General features: G+C 61.2%; 9 protein-coding genes and 1 pseudogene. 8 read left to right on the top strand and 2 right to left on the bottom strand.

The window, feature by feature from the left end; all coding sequences use genetic code 11:
* The first annotated feature begins 41 nt into the window (after positions 1 to 41).
* The 4 genes and pseudogenes from AB4O41_RS12840 (at position 42) to AB4O41_RS12825 (ending at position 6038) form a co-directional block, all read left to right on the top strand.
* Positions 42 to 2249 (top strand): DUF1631 domain-containing protein, encoded by a 2208-nt coding sequence (locus tag AB4O41_RS12840; RefSeq protein ID WP_460147974.1) that lies wholly within the window; start codon positions 42 to 44, stop codon positions 2247 to 2249.
* Between the two features lie 64 nt (positions 2250 to 2313).
* A pseudogene (gene ampD / locus AB4O41_RS12835) lies at positions 2314 to 2859 on the top strand (1,6-anhydro-N-acetylmuramyl-L-alanine amidase AmpD); the annotation flags it as partial.
* Positions 2860 to 2884: 25 nt separating this feature from the next.
* Complete coding sequence (gene ampE, locus AB4O41_RS12830) at positions 2885 to 3721, top strand: regulatory signaling modulator protein AmpE (RefSeq protein ID WP_460147973.1); 837 nt, start codon at positions 2885 to 2887, stop codon at positions 3719 to 3721.
* 286 nt (positions 3722 to 4007) lie between these two features.
* Positions 4008 to 6038: a methyl-accepting chemotaxis protein gene (locus tag AB4O41_RS12825; protein WP_460147972.1), complete on the top strand. Its 2031-nt coding sequence runs from the start codon at positions 4008 to 4010 to the stop codon at positions 6036 to 6038.
* Between the two features lie 130 nt (positions 6039 to 6168).
* Here AB4O41_RS12825 and AB4O41_RS12820 read toward each other — a convergent pair whose 3' ends face one another.
* Together AB4O41_RS12820 and cra are read right to left on the bottom strand one after the other, a co-directional pair.
* Positions 6169 to 6945, bottom strand: a complete 777-nt coding sequence (locus AB4O41_RS12820) for a TatD family hydrolase (RefSeq protein ID WP_460147971.1) — start codon at positions 6943 to 6945, stop codon at positions 6169 to 6171.
* A 3-nt stretch (positions 6946 to 6948) separates the two neighbouring features.
* Positions 6949 to 7944: a catabolite repressor/activator gene (gene cra, locus AB4O41_RS12815; protein WP_460147970.1), complete on the bottom strand. Its 996-nt coding sequence runs from the start codon at positions 7942 to 7944 to the stop codon at positions 6949 to 6951.
* 300 nt (positions 7945 to 8244) lie between these two features.
* Here cra and ptsP point away from each other — a divergent pair, with 300 nt between their 5' ends.
* The 4 genes from ptsP to AB4O41_RS12795 all read left to right on the top strand — a co-directional run bounded on the left by ptsP (position 8245) and on the right by AB4O41_RS12795 (position 15510).
* A complete protein-coding gene (ptsP, locus tag AB4O41_RS12810) occupies positions 8245 to 11106 on the top strand; it encodes a phosphoenolpyruvate--protein phosphotransferase (RefSeq protein ID WP_460147969.1) in 2862 nt (953 codons plus the stop codon).
* Positions 11106 to 12047 (top strand): 1-phosphofructokinase, encoded by a 942-nt coding sequence (pfkB, locus tag AB4O41_RS12805; RefSeq protein ID WP_460147968.1) that lies wholly within the window; start codon positions 11106 to 11108, stop codon positions 12045 to 12047. Before ptsP ends, pfkB begins: the two co-directional genes overlap by 1 nt.
* 11 nt (positions 12048 to 12058) lie before the next feature.
* A complete protein-coding gene (locus tag AB4O41_RS12800) occupies positions 12059 to 13798 on the top strand; it encodes a PTS fructose-like transporter subunit IIB (RefSeq protein WP_460147967.1) in 1740 nt (579 codons plus the stop codon).
* 170 nt (positions 13799 to 13968) lie between these two features.
* Complete coding sequence (locus tag AB4O41_RS12795; protein WP_460147966.1) at positions 13969 to 15510, top strand: alkaline phosphatase D family protein; 1542 nt, start codon at positions 13969 to 13971, stop codon at positions 15508 to 15510.
* Positions 15511 to 15639: the final 129 nt, after the last annotated feature.

Genomic DNA, 15639 nt, shown 5'->3' with positions numbered 1-15639 from the left:
TTTCTTACCGAACCGAAGAATCACCGTTTCAGGAGGCTTGGATGCACAACGACGGGAATGTAGTGCCTTTGCACAAGGCCGCTACCGACCAGGCGACTCACTCGCCGCTCGCCCGCCTGCCCGTGATTCTGCTTCAGGTTCGCGACAAGGCCGCTCAACAGCTCAAGCGAGGTTTGCAGGAGCTGTTCGATAACGCCGACGACACCCTGTTCGAAATGGCCGATCGGGCCCGAAATAATGTCGAGCAAAACATCTTCTTCGAAGCCATGCGCGATTTGCGCCTCAAGCGCAAAAGCATCGAACGCGGATTTCTCGAGCAATTCTTCGAGGCCTTCGTCAGCCTTGCGCAGTACGACATTTCTCACGCTGTCTTGCCTCGGGCATTGGCTTTCGATGCCTCGGTGTCGATGCCCAATGACGACATGGAGCGCAACGTGGCGATGGAGGCCATGGTCGGCAAAGTGCTGAATCGCGACGGTTTCGCCCTCGACCAGCTCACCGCCCGACTCAGCACACTGTTGAGCAAGACGCTGATCGAACAGCACAACCCCTTGGGGCCGACGCTGCTCTGCGAGTATTTCTTGCAGGCCGGGCGCAACCTGGGCATGGAGATCAAGGTCAAGCTGATCATCCTCAAGTTGTTCGAACGCTATGTGCTCAGCAATGCTGATCAGCTTTACGCCGAAGCCAACCAACTGCTGATCGCCACCGGCGTGCTGCCGGACCTCAAGCCCGCCCCAGCGCGGCGTGCCACTGATCGGGCGGCTGCAAGTGTTCGTGCTGACCCCGCCGAGACAGGCGTGCGGACTGGCAATACACAGATCGACGAGGGCGTGCAGGAAGTCTTCGCCGCATTGCAGGAATTGCTGTTCCATGTGCGTGGCAGCGTTGCGCCGACCCTGGAAGTCAGTGCCCAGACCCAGCCTATTTCCACCCGCGACCTGCTACGCCTGCTCTCGCATTTGCAGCAATACGTGCCGCCGCTGGCGGCTCAGGACGACTTCGATCTGCGTAACCAGCTCGAACAACTGCTGACCCGGGGCAGCGTCAAAAGTGGCAAGTCGCGCGTGGTCGGGGTGGCCGACGAAGACGTGATCAACCTGATCGCCATGCTCTTCGAATGCATCCTCGATGACCGCAACCTGCCGGACTCTCTCAAGGCGCTGATCGGCCGTTTGCAGATTCCGATGCTGAAAGTCGCGGTGCTCGACAAGAGCTTTTTCAGCCGCAGCAGCCATCCCGCCCGGCGTTTGCTCAACGAAATCGCCGCTGCGGCCATGGGCTGGGGCGAGTGCGATGACCATGAGCGCGACAGCCTGTACCTGCGCATCGAGCAAGTGGTGCAGCGCTTGTTGAATGACTTTGTCGATGACCCGGCGATCTTTTCCGAGTTGCTGGCGGATTTTCTCGCCTTCACCAGTGACGAACGCCGTCGCAGCGAATTACTCGAGCAGCGCACCCGTGACGCCGAAGAAGGCCGAGCCAGGACCGAACTGGCGCGTCAGCGCGTCGAGCAGGCGCTGAACCAGGCGTTGGTGGGCAAGGTGCTACCGCACAGCGTGGTTGCGTTTGTCCAGGAGGCCTGGAGCAAAGTGCTGTTGCTGACCTGCCTCAAGCAGGGTGATCAGTCCGCCGAATGGCATGCCGATGTGCAGACCATGGCGCAATTGATCTGGAGTGTGCAACGCCATGACGAATCCGACGCGAGCCTGCGCTTGTTGTCGCTAGTGCCAGGGTTGCTCAAGTCGTTGCGCGATGGCTTGAACCGCTCGGCATTCGACTCGTTCGCCACTGGCGAGTTTTTCAGCGAGCTGGAAGTTTTGCACCTTCAGTTGTTCGAACGCCCAGACCCGAAAAGCACGGCTGTTGACGCACCGATGATGGTCGAAGTGCAGCAGGAAATCGTGCTTCGCACCGCTGACGAAGGCCCGGTCGAAATGGCATCGATGCGTTTGCCGGAGGACGATGTCGCTCTGCATCAGGTCGATCAGCTGCATTTGGGTTGCTGGGTCGAGTTTCAGGAGGACGAGGAAAACACGCTGCGCTGCAAGCTGGTGGCGATCATTGAAGCCACCGGCAAGTACATCTTCGTCAACCGTACAGGGATGAAAGTGCTGGAGCACAGCCGTACCGGCCTGGCCCTGGAATTCCGGCGTGGCGCGGTGCGAACGCTGGACGACACCTTGCTGTTCGATCGGGCGCTGGAGTCGGTGCTGGGCAGCCTGCGGCGTCTCAATCGCGGCAAGTGATCGCGCGCCGAGGGTCTATCGCGGCATACTGGGCACCAACACAGTCGTCGTTGAAGGAACCTGTATGCAGTTGGACCCCGCGAGCGGTTGGTGTCAGGGCGTGCGCATATGCCCCTCGCCCAACTTCAATGCACGCCCCGAGGGCGAAATTTCCCTGCTGGTGATCCACAACATCAGTCTGCCGCCCGCGCAGTTTCTGACCGGCAAGGTGCAGGAATTTTTCCAGAATCGCCTGGATGTCACGGAACATCCCTACTTTGCAGGGATCGCCGACCTGCGGGTGTCTGCGCACTTTCTGATTGAACGTGACGGCACCGTCACTCAGTTTGTCTCTTGTCTTGAGCGCGCCTGGCACGCCGGCGTCTCGTGTTTCGAAGGACGGGAAACCTGTAACGATTTTTCCGTGGGCATCGAGCTCGAAGGCACGGATGATCTGCCGTTCACCGACGCCCAATATCAAGCGTTGACCGCCCTGACGCAACAGCTGCAAAGCGCCTTTACGGGTATCACCGCACAACGCATCTGCGGGCATAGCGATATTGCACCCGGGCGCAAGACTGACCCGGGACCGGCGTTTGACTGGGCACGCTATCGCGCGGCTCTGGCAAAAGCCGCTCTGGAAAAAAGGAGCAACAATGAGTTTTCTGGTGCTGTTGTTGGCGGTGTGGATCGAGAAGTTCTCGGCCTTGCGCCATCGGGTTCAACGTGATGGCGGTTGGGTGCGCGAGCTGCACAAGCTTGAAGCCAACCCACGCATGACAAACCGTCCGTGGCTGATACTGGTGGTGCTGGTGTTGTTGCCGGTGGCGCTGTTGGGCTTGCTGTTGGTGGTGCTGGAGCCGGTAGCCTACGGCTTGCTGGCGTTACCGGTGCACCTGCTGGTGGTGATTTACAGTCTGGGCCGAGGTGATCTGCTGGCCGGCCTCGGGCCGTTCCGCGATGCCTGGCGCCGGGAAGACCTGCAAGCCGCCGCGCATGTGGCCAAACGCGATTTGAACATTTGCGCTGACAGCGGCGAGCAACTGCTGGAGCGAGTTGAAGGACATCTGCTGTGGCAGGCCTATCAGAGCTTTTTTGCGGTGATCTTCTGGTACTTCCTGCTGGGCCCGGTTGCTGCGTTGAGCTATCGATTGCTGGCGCTGGCCGAGGAGCACGGGCAGAACCCGGCCGTGGTCGAGCGAGCGGCACAGCTGCGTCACGCGTTCGATTGGGTACCGGTGCGACTGCTGGCGGTGAGTTTTGCGCTGGTCGGCAACTTTGTCGCGGTTGGCCGGGTGATGCTGCACGAGCTGCTGAACTGGAACATCAGCGCCGCCCAACTGATCGAGAAGGTCGGCTTGGTGGCCGGTGAAATTCCGGCGCCGATGGTCGGGCCGGACGGCATCAACAGCCTCGACCGGATCTGGGAATTGCTGCTGCGCGCGGCAGTGCTTTGGTATGCCGGGTTTGCGTTGTGGACTGTTTTGTCCTAATCCACAACACATGTGGCGAGGGAGCTTGCTCCCGTTGGGTCGCGAAGCGGCCCCGGCACCCGTCCAGACAGACTAAATTATCCGGAATTACGACTGCTTCGCAGCCGAGCGGGAGCAAGCTCCCTCGCCACAGGGGCTCATCCGCTCCAATAACGGCACCCTGTCGTTAACCTTAAGTTACAAAACCTCCCGCCAATTTAGGCTATACAGAGACAGCGCCAATAGTGGCTATCTGCTGTCTCTGCGCGCCTGCCATAAAAATAAGAATTCAAAGGGAGACTTCACAGTGAAGAGCTTGCTCTATCCCGCCGTCGCGCTGATGAATCGCCTGAGCTTCGGCATGAAGTTCAGCCTGATCAGCGTGCTATTCCTCGTGCCGATGCTGGTGACCAACTTCTATCTGGTGCGCGATTCCTATCGCGAATTCCAGGGCACACGGGTCGAGCTGCAGAGCCTCGACCTGCTGGGCAGCGGCCTGAGCCTGCGCCGGGATCTGGAAACCCTGAACAACCTGGTGCAGATCAACGTCATCCTTGGCCAGTCCGGCAAGGCCGGTCATGTCGAATCGACTATCAGTGCTCTGGAACAAAGTGTTCTGACCCGCTTGCAAGGGTTGGCGGCGATGACCACTGACCCGGAGCAAATCACCTTTTTCGATGGCAAGCGCGATGAAATGATCGCCGCGTTCAAGGCCCAGCAAACGGAAACCTCCCTGCAAAGCAAAAGTGCGCTGATCGGCAAGTTGCTCGGCAATGCGCAGATTTTCAGCCAGATCATTGCCAGTCAGGCCGGCCTGAGCCGCGACAGCCAGAGCGACATGCGTCAGCTGAGCGAGCTGATTACCAACGTCACGCCAGCCGTCACCCAGACACTCGGCGAAGGCCGGGCGATGGGTTCTTACTCGTTGGGGCAGGGCTTTCTCAATTCGGCGTCGAGCACCCGTTTTGATGAGTTGCTGGCGCAGATCGAAAAGCTTCAGGCCGAATACAGTCTGAAATTGCAGGATGCTCTGGGCTCCAGCAAAGTGGCGCACGAAACCCTGGCCGCTCAAGCTGAAAGCAGCAAGGCCTCTCTGAAAAAGGCCAGTGAACTGTTCGAAGAACAGGTGGTGATGGCTGACACCCTCGATGCACCGTGGCAGGGCTTTTACGATCAGGTTACGGGCCTGATCGACCAGACCTACCAACTCAATGAAGCCACCCTGAAGTTTCTCGGTACCCAGTTGCAGCAGCGGCTGGAGCAGCACCGCACTCACATGATTTTGCAGGCGGTGGCGCTGGCGGTGGTGTTTGTGTTGATTTTTTACCTCTATGGCGGTTTCTACGCCTCGACCCGCACCACCCTCAAGCGTCTTGGCGCGGTGATGGACAAGGTAGCGGCCGGCGACATGACCGTGACCTTCAGCGCCAACAGCCGCGATGAGTTGGGCGAGTTGGGCGAGGTATTCACCAGCACCGTGAAGAAGATCCATGACCTGATCGAGCGCGTGGGCCAGACTGTCAGTGAGGTCGAGCGCCAGGCCGGCCAGGTTGAAAACGTGTCCGCGCAGAGCAATCAGGCGGTAGCGGGGCAGCGTACGCAGATCGAACAGGTCGCCACCGCAATGAACCAGATGTCAGCCACGTCTCTGGAGGTGGCGCGCAGTGCTGCGGCGGCCGTCAGCAGCGCCCACAGCGTCAACGATGAGACCATTAGCGGGCGCGGGCTGGTGGAGTCCCAGCAGGGCAGCATCGCTGCACTGGCCAGTGAAATCGATCAGTCGGTGCGGGTGATCAACCAACTGGCCAGCGACAGCCAATCCATCAGTCGTGTGCTGGAGGTGATCAAAAGCATTGCCGAACAGACCAACCTGCTGGCCCTCAACGCGGCCATCGAAGCCGCGCGCGCTGGTGAGCAGGGCCGTGGTTTTGCGGTGGTGGCGGACGAGGTCCGGACCCTGGCCAAACGCACCCAGCAATCGACCGAAGAAATCGAGCAGATGATTACCAAGCTGCACAGCGGTGTCGGGGCGGCGGTCAAGGCGATGGGCACCAGCCATCAGATGGCCAGCGGCACGGTCGGGCAGTCGGAAAAGGTCCAGCAGGCGCTGGAAAACATCCTCGGCGCCGTCGGCATGATCGTCGACCAGAACCAGCAGATCGCCGCCGCCGTAGAGCAGCAAACTGCCGTGGCTCACGACATCGACCTGAACATTGTCGAGATCAACCGTGCCGGTGAGCGCACCGCCGACGGCGCGCACCAGACTGAAAATGCCAGCCGAGCGTTGTCGGCGCAGGTGGTTGAACTCAAACAATTGATCAGCGCGTTCCGGGTTTGATGCCACGCAGCAGATCCAATGTGGGAGCGGGCTTGCTCGCGAAAGCGGTATGTCAGTCGACATCACCGTTGGCTGACACGCCGCCTTCGCGAGCAAGCCCGCTCCCACAGATATTGCGTGAATCAGCGGGCTACCAGTTAAACAACTCACACGCATTGGCCGTGCTGGCGGTAGCCAGTTGTTCGGGGCTGATCGCCATGAGGGCGGCCAGTGCCTCGCAGATCGCCGGCAAATGGGCCGGGCTGTTGCGTTGACCGGGGAACATGGCGGGGGCCATGTCCGGTGAGTCGGTTTCCAGCACCACCGATTCAACGGGCAAACCGGCGAGTACGCGGTGCATGCGCAGGGCCTGCGGCCAGGTCGCGGCGCCGCCGAGGCCGAGTTTGAAACCCAGCTTGATATATTCGCGGGCCTCTTCCTGACTACCGGCGAAGGCATGAATAATCCCCGCGCGTTTCAAGCGAAACCGTTTGAGCGTGGCAATCACCGCCGCATGGCTGCGTCGTACATGAATCAGCGCCGGCAGATTGAAGTCCGCCGCCAGTTGCAGTTGGGCGTCGAACAACGCTTGCTGGCGTTCACGATCCAGGGTCTCGATGAAGTAATCCAGACCGATCTCGCCCACCGCGCATAGCTGCCGATGGCCCGCCAGACGTGTCAGCCAGTCACCGAGTTCGGTCAAATCCTCAGGGCGATGGTCATCCAGATACACGGGATGCAAACCGAACGCCGCGTGCAGATCGGGATCGCTTTGCACCAGATCCCAGACCCGCTGCCAATTGGCCTGATAAACCCCCAGCACCACCATCCGCCGCACGCCGAGGGCGCGACTCTCGGCCAGCAGCGCCTGACGATCCACGTCGAACTCCGGGAAATCCAGATGAGTGTGGGTGTCGATCAGTTCCACGGCTCAGTCCTGATGAATACGCTGCTTGAAGGTCCGCGCGATGGCCTGCACGCCGGGTTGGTAATCGGCCTGTTCGATGGCCGCCAACGCCAGTTGCAAAGCTTTGTCGGCGATCAGTTGATGCTGCTGGGACATGGCGTTGACCGGTAGTGGCAGGAAGTCCAGCAACTGCGTATCACCGAAGGTGCCCAGGCGTAGCGGGCGGGTTTTCAGCGGGAAGTCGTGCAAGGCATCGAACACGCCCTGAAGCAGCACGTAGGAGGTGGTCACCAGCGCATCCGGCAAATGGCCCAGGCGCTGAAGCAATTCTTCCATCAATTGTTTACCGCACTCACGACTGAACGACTCGCCGTGTTCGATCAGCGCCTCGCCTTTGAAGCCGTTCAGCGCTTCCTTGAAACCTGCCGCACGTTCCTGGCTGATACTCAGTTCAGGACGGGCACCGATCAGCGCGATCTGCTTGGGCAACGGGTTCAGCAGGCTGCGGGTAAGCTGCAGGCTGGCTTCGCGGTCGTCGCTGATCACCGAGCAAAAGTGCTCAGGCTCCATCACCCGGTCGATGGCGATGATCGGAATGCCTTTGGCCTGCAACTGCCGATAACTGTCATCACCGGCCGGCAGGCAACTGGCGACGATCAGCGCATCGCAGCGCCGGGCGCGGAACAGTTGCAGCAATTGCCGTTCACTGTCCGGCGCATCGTCGGAACTGGCGATCAACAACTGATAGCCGCGAGCCCGGGCACCTTGTTCCAGCAGTTTGGCGATGCGTGCGTAACTGGGGTTTTCCAGGTCCGGCAGAATAAACCCCAGGGTGCGGGTGTGCCGACTGCGCAACCCGGCGGCCTGAGGATTGGGTGTGAAGCCATGTTGTTCGACCACCGCGCGCACGCGCTCGACGGTAGCGCTGCTGATACGTTGCTGTTCAGCCTTGCCATTGATGACATAACTGGCGGTGGTCACGGAGACGCCGGCCAACTGTGCAATATCACTGAGTTTCAACCCGGGTTTTCCTTTTTGTTCGAGCTCGCCCGACGTTTTCGCCAATCCTACCCGATTCAGGCAGGCGACCATTGTCGCAGCAGATCCGACAATTGGACTTCAAGGATGAGACATTATCGAGTAACGTGCCTAACATTCTAGATTAAACGTTTCAGCAGGCGTATTTTCTACGCTAAAGGTCGCTTTGGTCGGTTCTGCCGCGAAACCGCCAAAACTGCCCCTGAAAAGGCGCTCCCAAAGGCTTAAGCTGAATCAATCAAAACAATACCTGGCGTCACACGGCGCCAAAAAGGAGAAAGCATGCTCGAGCTCACCATAGAGCAGATATCCATGGGCCAGTCGGCTATGGATAAAGCCACCGCCCTGCAATTACTCGCTGACCGACTCGTGACCGATGGCCTGGTGGCGGATGGTTACCTTGCGGGCTTGCAGGCCCGGGAAGTCCAGGGCTCGACCTTTCTCGGCCAAGGTATTGCCATCCCCCACGGCACCCCGGAGACCCGTGATCAGGTGTTCGCCACTGGCGTGCGACTGATGCAGTTTCCTGACGGCGTGGACTGGGGCGATGGCCAGATCGTTTATCTGGCGATTGGTATCGCCGCCAAATCCGATGAACACCTGCGCCTGCTGCAACTGCTGACCCGCGCCCTCGGTGAAACCGATCTGGGCCAGGCCCTGCGTCGCGCCAGTTCCGCTGAAGCCTTGCTGAAACTGCTGCAAGGCGCGCCACAGGAGTTGGCGCTGGACGCACAGATGATCGGCCTCAGTGTTTCTGCCGATGACTTTGAAGAATTGGTCTGGCGCGGCGCCCGTTTGCTGCGTCAGGCCGATTGCGTGAGCAACGGTTTTGCCGGCATCTTGCAACAGGTCGACGCGCTGCCGCTGGGCGATGGCCTGTGGTGGCTGCACAGTGAACAAACGGTGAAGCGTCCAGGCCTGGCGTTCGTTACCCCGGACAAACCCATGCGCTACCTCGGTCAGCCGTTGAGCGGGTTGTTCTGTCTGGCCAGCCTCGGTGAAGCCCATCAGGCGCTGCTCGAACGCCTTTGCGCGTTGCTGATCGAAGGCCGTGGGCATGAATTGGGCCGTGCCACCAGCAGCCGCGCGGTGCTGGAAGTCCTCGGCGGTGAAGTGCCGGCGGATTGGCCGAGCGCACGCATTGCCTTGGCCAACGCCCACGGTTTGCATGCGCGCCCGGCGAAGATTCTCGCGCAACTGGCGAAAAGTTTTGAAGGCGAAATCCGCGTGCGCATCGTCGATGGCCATGACAGCGCGGTGTTGGTGAAGAGTTTGAGCAAACTGCTCAGCCTCGGCGCCCGTCGCGGCCAGGTGCTGGAATTCATCGCCGAGCCAACCATCGCCGCCGATGCCTTGCCTGCCTTGCTGGCGGCCATCGAAGAAGGCCTCGGTGAAGAAGTCGAGCCGCTGCCGGTCGTGAGCCAACAGCGCGAAGTGATTGCCGACGTCGCCGAAGTGCTACTTGCACCCGCGTCCGGCAGCCTGATTCAGGCGATTGCCGCCGCGCCGGGGATCGCCATCGGCCCGGCGCATATTCAAGTGCTGCAAGTCATCGATTACCCGCTGCGCGGTGAGTCCGCCGCCATCGAGCGCGAACGTCTCAAGCAAGCGTTGGCGGATGTGCGTCGCGACATCGAAGGCCTGATCGAGCGCAGCAAGGCCAAAGCGATTCGCGAGATTTTCATCACCCATCAGGAAATGCTCGACGACCCGGAACTGACCGACGAAGTCGACACCCGCCTCAAGCAGGGCGAAAGCGCCGAAGCGGCGTGGATGACAGTGATTGAAGGCGCCGCCAAACAGCAGGAATCATTGCAGGACGCCTTGCTCGCCGAACGTGCCGCCGACTTGCGCGACATTGGCCGTCGGGTGCTGGGGCAATTGAGTGGCGTCGAAACGCCAGCCGAGCCAGAGCAGCCATACATTCTGGTGATGGACGAAGTCGGCCCGTCCGACGTGGCACGTCTCGATCCGACGCGCGTCGCTGGCATTCTCACCGCTCGCGGTGGCGCTACGGCCCACAGCGCCATTGTCGCGCGTGCTCTCGGTATTCCAGCGCTGGTGGGCGCCGGTGCCGCCGTGTTATTGCTGAAGCCGGGCACGCCGCTGTTGATCGATGGCCAACGCGGGCGCCTGCACGTGGACGCCGATGCCGCGACCTTGCAGCGCGCCACCGAAGAACGCGACACCCGCGAACTGCGCTTGAAAGCCGCCGCCGAACAACGCCATCAACCGGCGTTGACCACCGATGGCCACGCAGTGGAAGTGTTCGCCAATATCGGCGAAAGCGCCGGCGTCACCAGTGCGGTGGAGCAGGGCGCCGAAGGCATTGGCCTGCTGCGCACCGAACTGATTTTCATGGCCCACTCGCAAGCGCCGGACGAGGCGACTCAGGAAGTCGAGTACCGTCGCGTGCTCGATGGCCTGGCCGGTCGACCGCTGGTGGTGCGCACCCTTGACGTCGGTGGTGACAAACCGCTGCCGTACTGGCCGATCGCGAAAGAAGAAAACCCGTTCCTCGGCGTGCGTGGCATTCGCCTGACCCTGCAACGTCCGCAAGTCATGGAAGCGCAGTTGCGTGCCTTGCTGCGTGCGGCTGATAACCGTCCATTGCGAATCATGTTCCCGATGGTCGGCAGCGTCGATGAGTGGCGTCAGGCCCGGGACATGACCGAACGTCTGCGCCTGGAAATCCCGGTTGCGGACCTGCAACTGGGGATCATGATCGAAGTGCCGTCGGCCGCTTTACTGGCGCCGGTGCTGGCCAAGGAAGTGGATTTCTTCAGCGTCGGCACCAACGACCTGACGCAATACACCTTGGCCATCGACCGTGGTCATCCGACCTTGTCGGCCCAGGCAGACGGTTTGCATCCTGCGGTGCTGCAACTGATCGACATCACCGTGCGTGCGGCTCATGCTCATGGCAAGTGGGTCGGCGTGTGCGGTGAACTGGCGGCCGATCCGCTGGCGGTACCGGTGCTGGTGGGCCTGGGTGTGGATGAGTTGAGCGTGTCGGGCCGCAGCATTGCCGAGGTCAAGGCGCGCATTCGTGAACTCAGCCTGACCCAGACTCAAACCCTTGCCCAACAGGCCCTGGCCGTGGGCAGTGCGAACGAAGTTCGTGCATTAGTGGAGGCCCTGTAATGGCCAAGATCTTAACCCTGACTCTTAACCCGGCGCTGGACCTCACCGTCCAATTGCCGCTACTTACCCCCGGTCAGGTCAATCGCAGCGACGAAATGCACACCCACGCCGCCGGCAAAGGCGTGAACGTGGCGCAGGTGTTGGCCGACCTTGGGCATCAGCTGACTGTCAGCGGTTTTCTCGGGGAAGACAACCTTCAAGCGTTCGAAACCCTGTTTGCCAAGCGCGGTTTTACCGACGCGTTTGTCCGTGTCCCCGGCGAGACCCGCAGCAACATCAAACTGGCGGAAAGCGATGGGCGCATCACCGACATCAATGGCCCAGGGCCGAGGGTCAGTGAAGCGGCGCAGCAGGCTTTGCTCGATCGTCTCGACCAGATTGCTCCAGGGCATGACGCGGTGGTGGTGGCCGGCAGTTTGCCCCGTGGCGTGAATCCTCAGTGGTTGCGGGAGTTGATCCAGCGCTTGAAAAAACGCGGTTTGAAAGTGGCGCTCGACACCAGCGGTGAAGCCTTGCGCGCAGGTCTGGCGGCCGGTCCATGGCTGATCAAACCCAACACCGAAGAACTGGCGCAAGCGCTGGGTTGCGAAGTGGTTTCCGTGGGCGCCCAAGCCGAGGCAGCGAGCCGCTTGCATGCGCATGGCATCGAACACGTGGTGATTTCCGACGGTGCCGACGGGGTGAACTGGTTCAGTGTCGGCTCGGCCATGCACGCCACGCCGCCCAAGGTCAGTGTGGTCAGCACCGTCGGTGCGGGGGATTCGTTGCTGGCGGGCATGCTGCACGGTTTGCTCAGTGCCGATACACCCGAACAAACCTTGCGCACCGCCACCGCGATTGCCGCCATGGCCGTTACCCAGATCGGTTTTGGTATCGGCGACACCGCGCAACTGGCGCACCTCGAACAGGGCGTGCGCCTGCGCCCCCTGACAGAACAATAAGAGGGTTTGCAATGAAGTTAGCCATTGTTACGGCCTGCCCGAACGGCATGGTCACCAGTGTGCTGTGCGCTCGTCTGCTCGATGCAGCGGCCCAGCGTCAGGGCTGGAGCACCAGTGTCGAAGTCGTTGATGCGGCCCATCCGGAACGCCAGCTGTCGGCCGCGACCATCGAAGCCGCCGAGTGGGTGTTGCTGGTCACCAGCGCGCCGGTGGATATGTCGCGGTTCGTCGGTAAACGTGTGTTCCAGAGCACTCCGGCCCAAGCCCTGCAAGATGTCGAAGCGGTGCTGCGTCGCGGGGTGGAGGAGGCCGAGGTTTACGTCGCGCCCGAAGCCGCCGCCGAGCCTGCTGCCATCGTTAAAAATGCACCGCGCCTGGTGGCCGTCACCGCGTGCCCGACCGGCGTCGCCCATACCTTCATGGCCGCCGAAGCCTTGCAGCAAGCGGCCAAGCGCTTGGGCTACGACCTGCAAGTGGAAACCCAGGGCTCGGTCGGCGCGCGTAATCCACTCAGCGCAGCGGCGATTGCCGATGCCGACGTGGTACTGCTGGCGGCAGACATCGACGTCGCCACCGAGCGTTTCGCTGGCAAGAAAATCTACCGTTGCGGCACCGGTATTGCGCTGAAACAGGCCGAAGCGACGCTGAACAAAGCCCTGGCCGAAGGCAAGCAGGAAAGCGCTTCGACCGGCGCCAAAGGCCCGGCCAAGCAAGAAAAGACCGGCATCTACAAACACCTGCTGACCGGTGTGTCGTACATGTTACCGATGGTGGTGGCGGGCGGTCTGATGATCGCCTTGTCCTTCGTGTTCGGTATTACCGCGTTCAAGGAGGAAGGCACGCTCGCGGCGGCGCTGATGCAGATCGGCGGCGAAACTGCGTTCAAACTGATGGTGCCGCTGCTGGCGGGGTACATCGCCTACTCGATCGCTGACCGCCCGGGCCTGGCGCCGGGGATGATCGGTGGTTTGCTGGCGAGCACCCTGGGCGCCGGTTTCATCGGCGGGATTATTGCTGGTTTCATCGCCGGCTATGCGGCCCAGGCGATCAATCGCTATGCGCGCTTGCCGCAAAGTCTTGAGGCGCTGAAACCGATCCTGATCATCCCGTTGCTGGCGAGCCTATTCACCGGTCTGGTGATGATCTACGTAGTCGGCAAACCGGTGGCCGGGATGCTCGCGGGGCTCACGCACTTCCTCGACAGCATGGGCACCACCAACGCCATTCTGCTCGGTGTGCTGCTGGGCGGCATGATGTGCGTCGACCTCGGCGGGCCGATCAACAAAGCGGCTTACGCGTTTTCGGTGGGGCTGCTGGCGTCGCAAAGTTATGCACCGATGGCCGCGACCATGGCCGCCGGCATGGTGCCACCGATAGGCCTGGGCATCGCCACGTTCATTGCCCGACGCAAGTTCGCCCAGACTGAACGCGAGGCCGGTAAAGCGGCGCTGGTGTTGGGGTTGTGCTTCATCTCCGAGGGCGCGATTCCGTTTGCGGCGAAAGACCCGTTGCGGGTGATTCCGGCAAGCATTGCCGGCGGTGCGCTGACCGGTGCGTTGTCGATGTACTTCGGCTGCAAGCTGATGGCGCCGCACGGGGGGTTGTTCGTGATGCTGATTCCGAATGCGATCAACCACGCGCTGTTGTATCTGCTGGCGATCGTGGCCGGGAGTTTGCTGACGGCGGTGACGTATTCGGTGCTCAAACGGCCTGAGACGGTGGAGCTGGCGCTGGAGCCGGCCAAGGCCTGACACACCACAAAACCTGTGGGAGCGGGCTTGCCCGCGATGACGGCTTAACATTCAACCCATTCGGTGACTGTTGCACCGCTATCGCGGGCAAGCCCGCTCCCACAGGGATCGCGTTTTCACACGGGCGTCATTTGCACGTGCTTAAGTTTTCCTTTTTCAGGGAGAACACCATGAGCGAATTCGACCTCAGCCGTCGTCGTGTCATACAGGTCGTTGGCGCTGGTCTGTTGATGCCCGGCCTGGCGCCGGCGGTGATTGCTTCGGTCAAGGATCGGCCTCAACTCACCGATGGCGTGCAGTCTGGTGACCTGTTGGGCGACCGGGCGATGATCTGGAGCCGTAGCGACCGTGCGGCGCGGATGGTGGTGGAATGGGACACCCGCAGCCTGTTCAGTAACCCTCGTCGATTCGTCTCGCCCTTGGCCGATGCCCGCACCGACTTCACCGCCCGGGTCGAACTCACTGGCCTGCCCGCCGATCAGGCGATTTTCTACCGCGTTACGTTCGAAGACGCCCAGAGCGGTGTTGCCAGTGAACCCTGGTTCGGTCATCTGCGCAGTGTGCCAACCGCCAGGCGGGATATTCGGTTCGTCTGGAGTGGCGACACGGTCGGCCAGGGCTTCGGCATCAACCCGGACATCGGTGGCATGCGCATCTACGAAGCCATGCGTCTGCGCCTGCCGGATTTTTTTATCCACAGCGGCGACACCATCTACGCCGACGGCCCGGTGCCAGCGCAACTGACCACCGAAAGTGGTCGGGTGTGGCGCAACCTCACCAACGAAGCCAAGAGCAAAGTCGCCGAAACCCTCGACGACTATCGTGGCAATTACCGCTACAACCTGATGGACGAAAACATCCGCCGCTTCAACGCCGAGGTCCCGCAAGTCTGGCAGTGGGACGACCACGAAGTGGTGAACAACTGGTCGCCGGGCAAGCAACTGGATGAGCGTTACAAGAGCAAAGATATCCACAGCCTGGTGGGCCGTGCGCGCCAAGCCTGGCTGGAATACGCGCCGATGCGCTTGCAGAGTGCCGATGACGGCGGGCGGATTTATCGCAAGCTGAGTTATGGGCCGATGCTTGATGTGTTCGTGCTCGACATGCGCAGTTATCGCGAAGCCAATGACGACAACCTTGGTGCCGCCAAACCGTTTCTCGGCAGAGAACAATTGGACTGGCTCAAACGTGAATTGAAAGGCTCCCGGGCCCAATGGAAAGTCATCGCCGCCGACATGCCCATCGGCCTCGGCGTACCCGACGGTGAAGTCAGCCCCGGTGTGGCGCGTTGGGAAGCGGTGGCCAATGGTGATCCAGGCCCGGCTCAGGGTCGTGAAGTGGAAATTGCTGAGTTGCTCGGTTTTCTGCGGGCGCAGCAGGTGCGCAATTTCGTATTCCTCACGGCGGATGTGCATTACTGCGCGGCGCACCATTACCACCCGGACCGTGCGGCGTTCCAGGACTTCGAACCGTTCTGGGAGTTTGTCGCCGGGCCGCTGAATGCGGGGAGCTTCGGGCCGAATGCGCTGGATAAAACCTTCGGCCCCGAAGTAGTGTTCCAGAAGGCACCGGCGGCGCAGAACACCTCGCCGTTTGCCGGATTTCAGTTTTTTGGCGAAGTGAACATCGATGGGCAGACGGGGGAGATGAGTGTGGTATTGCGGGATCTGGATGGGGTGGGGGTGTTTGAGCGCAAGTTGCAGCCGGTGTGAAGGCAGCATGATCGTTCCCACGCTCTGCGTGGGAATGCCTCAACGGACGCTCCGCGTTCGGCTTGAAAGGGACGCGGAGCGTCCCGGGCTGCATTCCTTTGCTGCGCGTGGGAACGATCAAACCGTCAT

Source organism: Pseudomonas sp. S2_A02 (assembly GCF_054668495.1).
This window is presented reverse-complemented; position numbering and strand designations above follow the sequence as displayed.

What these genes read in the sequence shown, in the direction of transcription:
- AB4O41_RS12840 (WP_460147974.1), top strand. Translation starts at nt 42, where the DNA reads ATGCACAACGACGGGAATGTAGTGCCTTTGCACAAGGCCGCTACCGAC.
- ampE (WP_460147973.1), top strand. Translation starts at nt 2,885, where the DNA reads ATGAGTTTTCTGGTGCTGTTGTTGGCGGTGTGGATCGAGAAGTTCTCG.
- ptsP (WP_460147969.1), top strand. Translation starts at nt 8,245, where the DNA reads ATGCTCGAGCTCACCATAGAGCAGATATCCATGGGCCAGTCGGCTATG.
- pfkB (WP_460147968.1), top strand. Translation starts at nt 11,106, where the DNA reads ATGGCCAAGATCTTAACCCTGACTCTTAACCCGGCGCTGGACCTCACC.
- AB4O41_RS12800 (WP_460147967.1), top strand. Translation starts at nt 12,059, where the DNA reads ATGAAGTTAGCCATTGTTACGGCCTGCCCGAACGGCATGGTCACCAGT.
- AB4O41_RS12795 (WP_460147966.1), top strand. Translation starts at nt 13,969, where the DNA reads ATGAGCGAATTCGACCTCAGCCGTCGTCGTGTCATACAGGTCGTTGGC.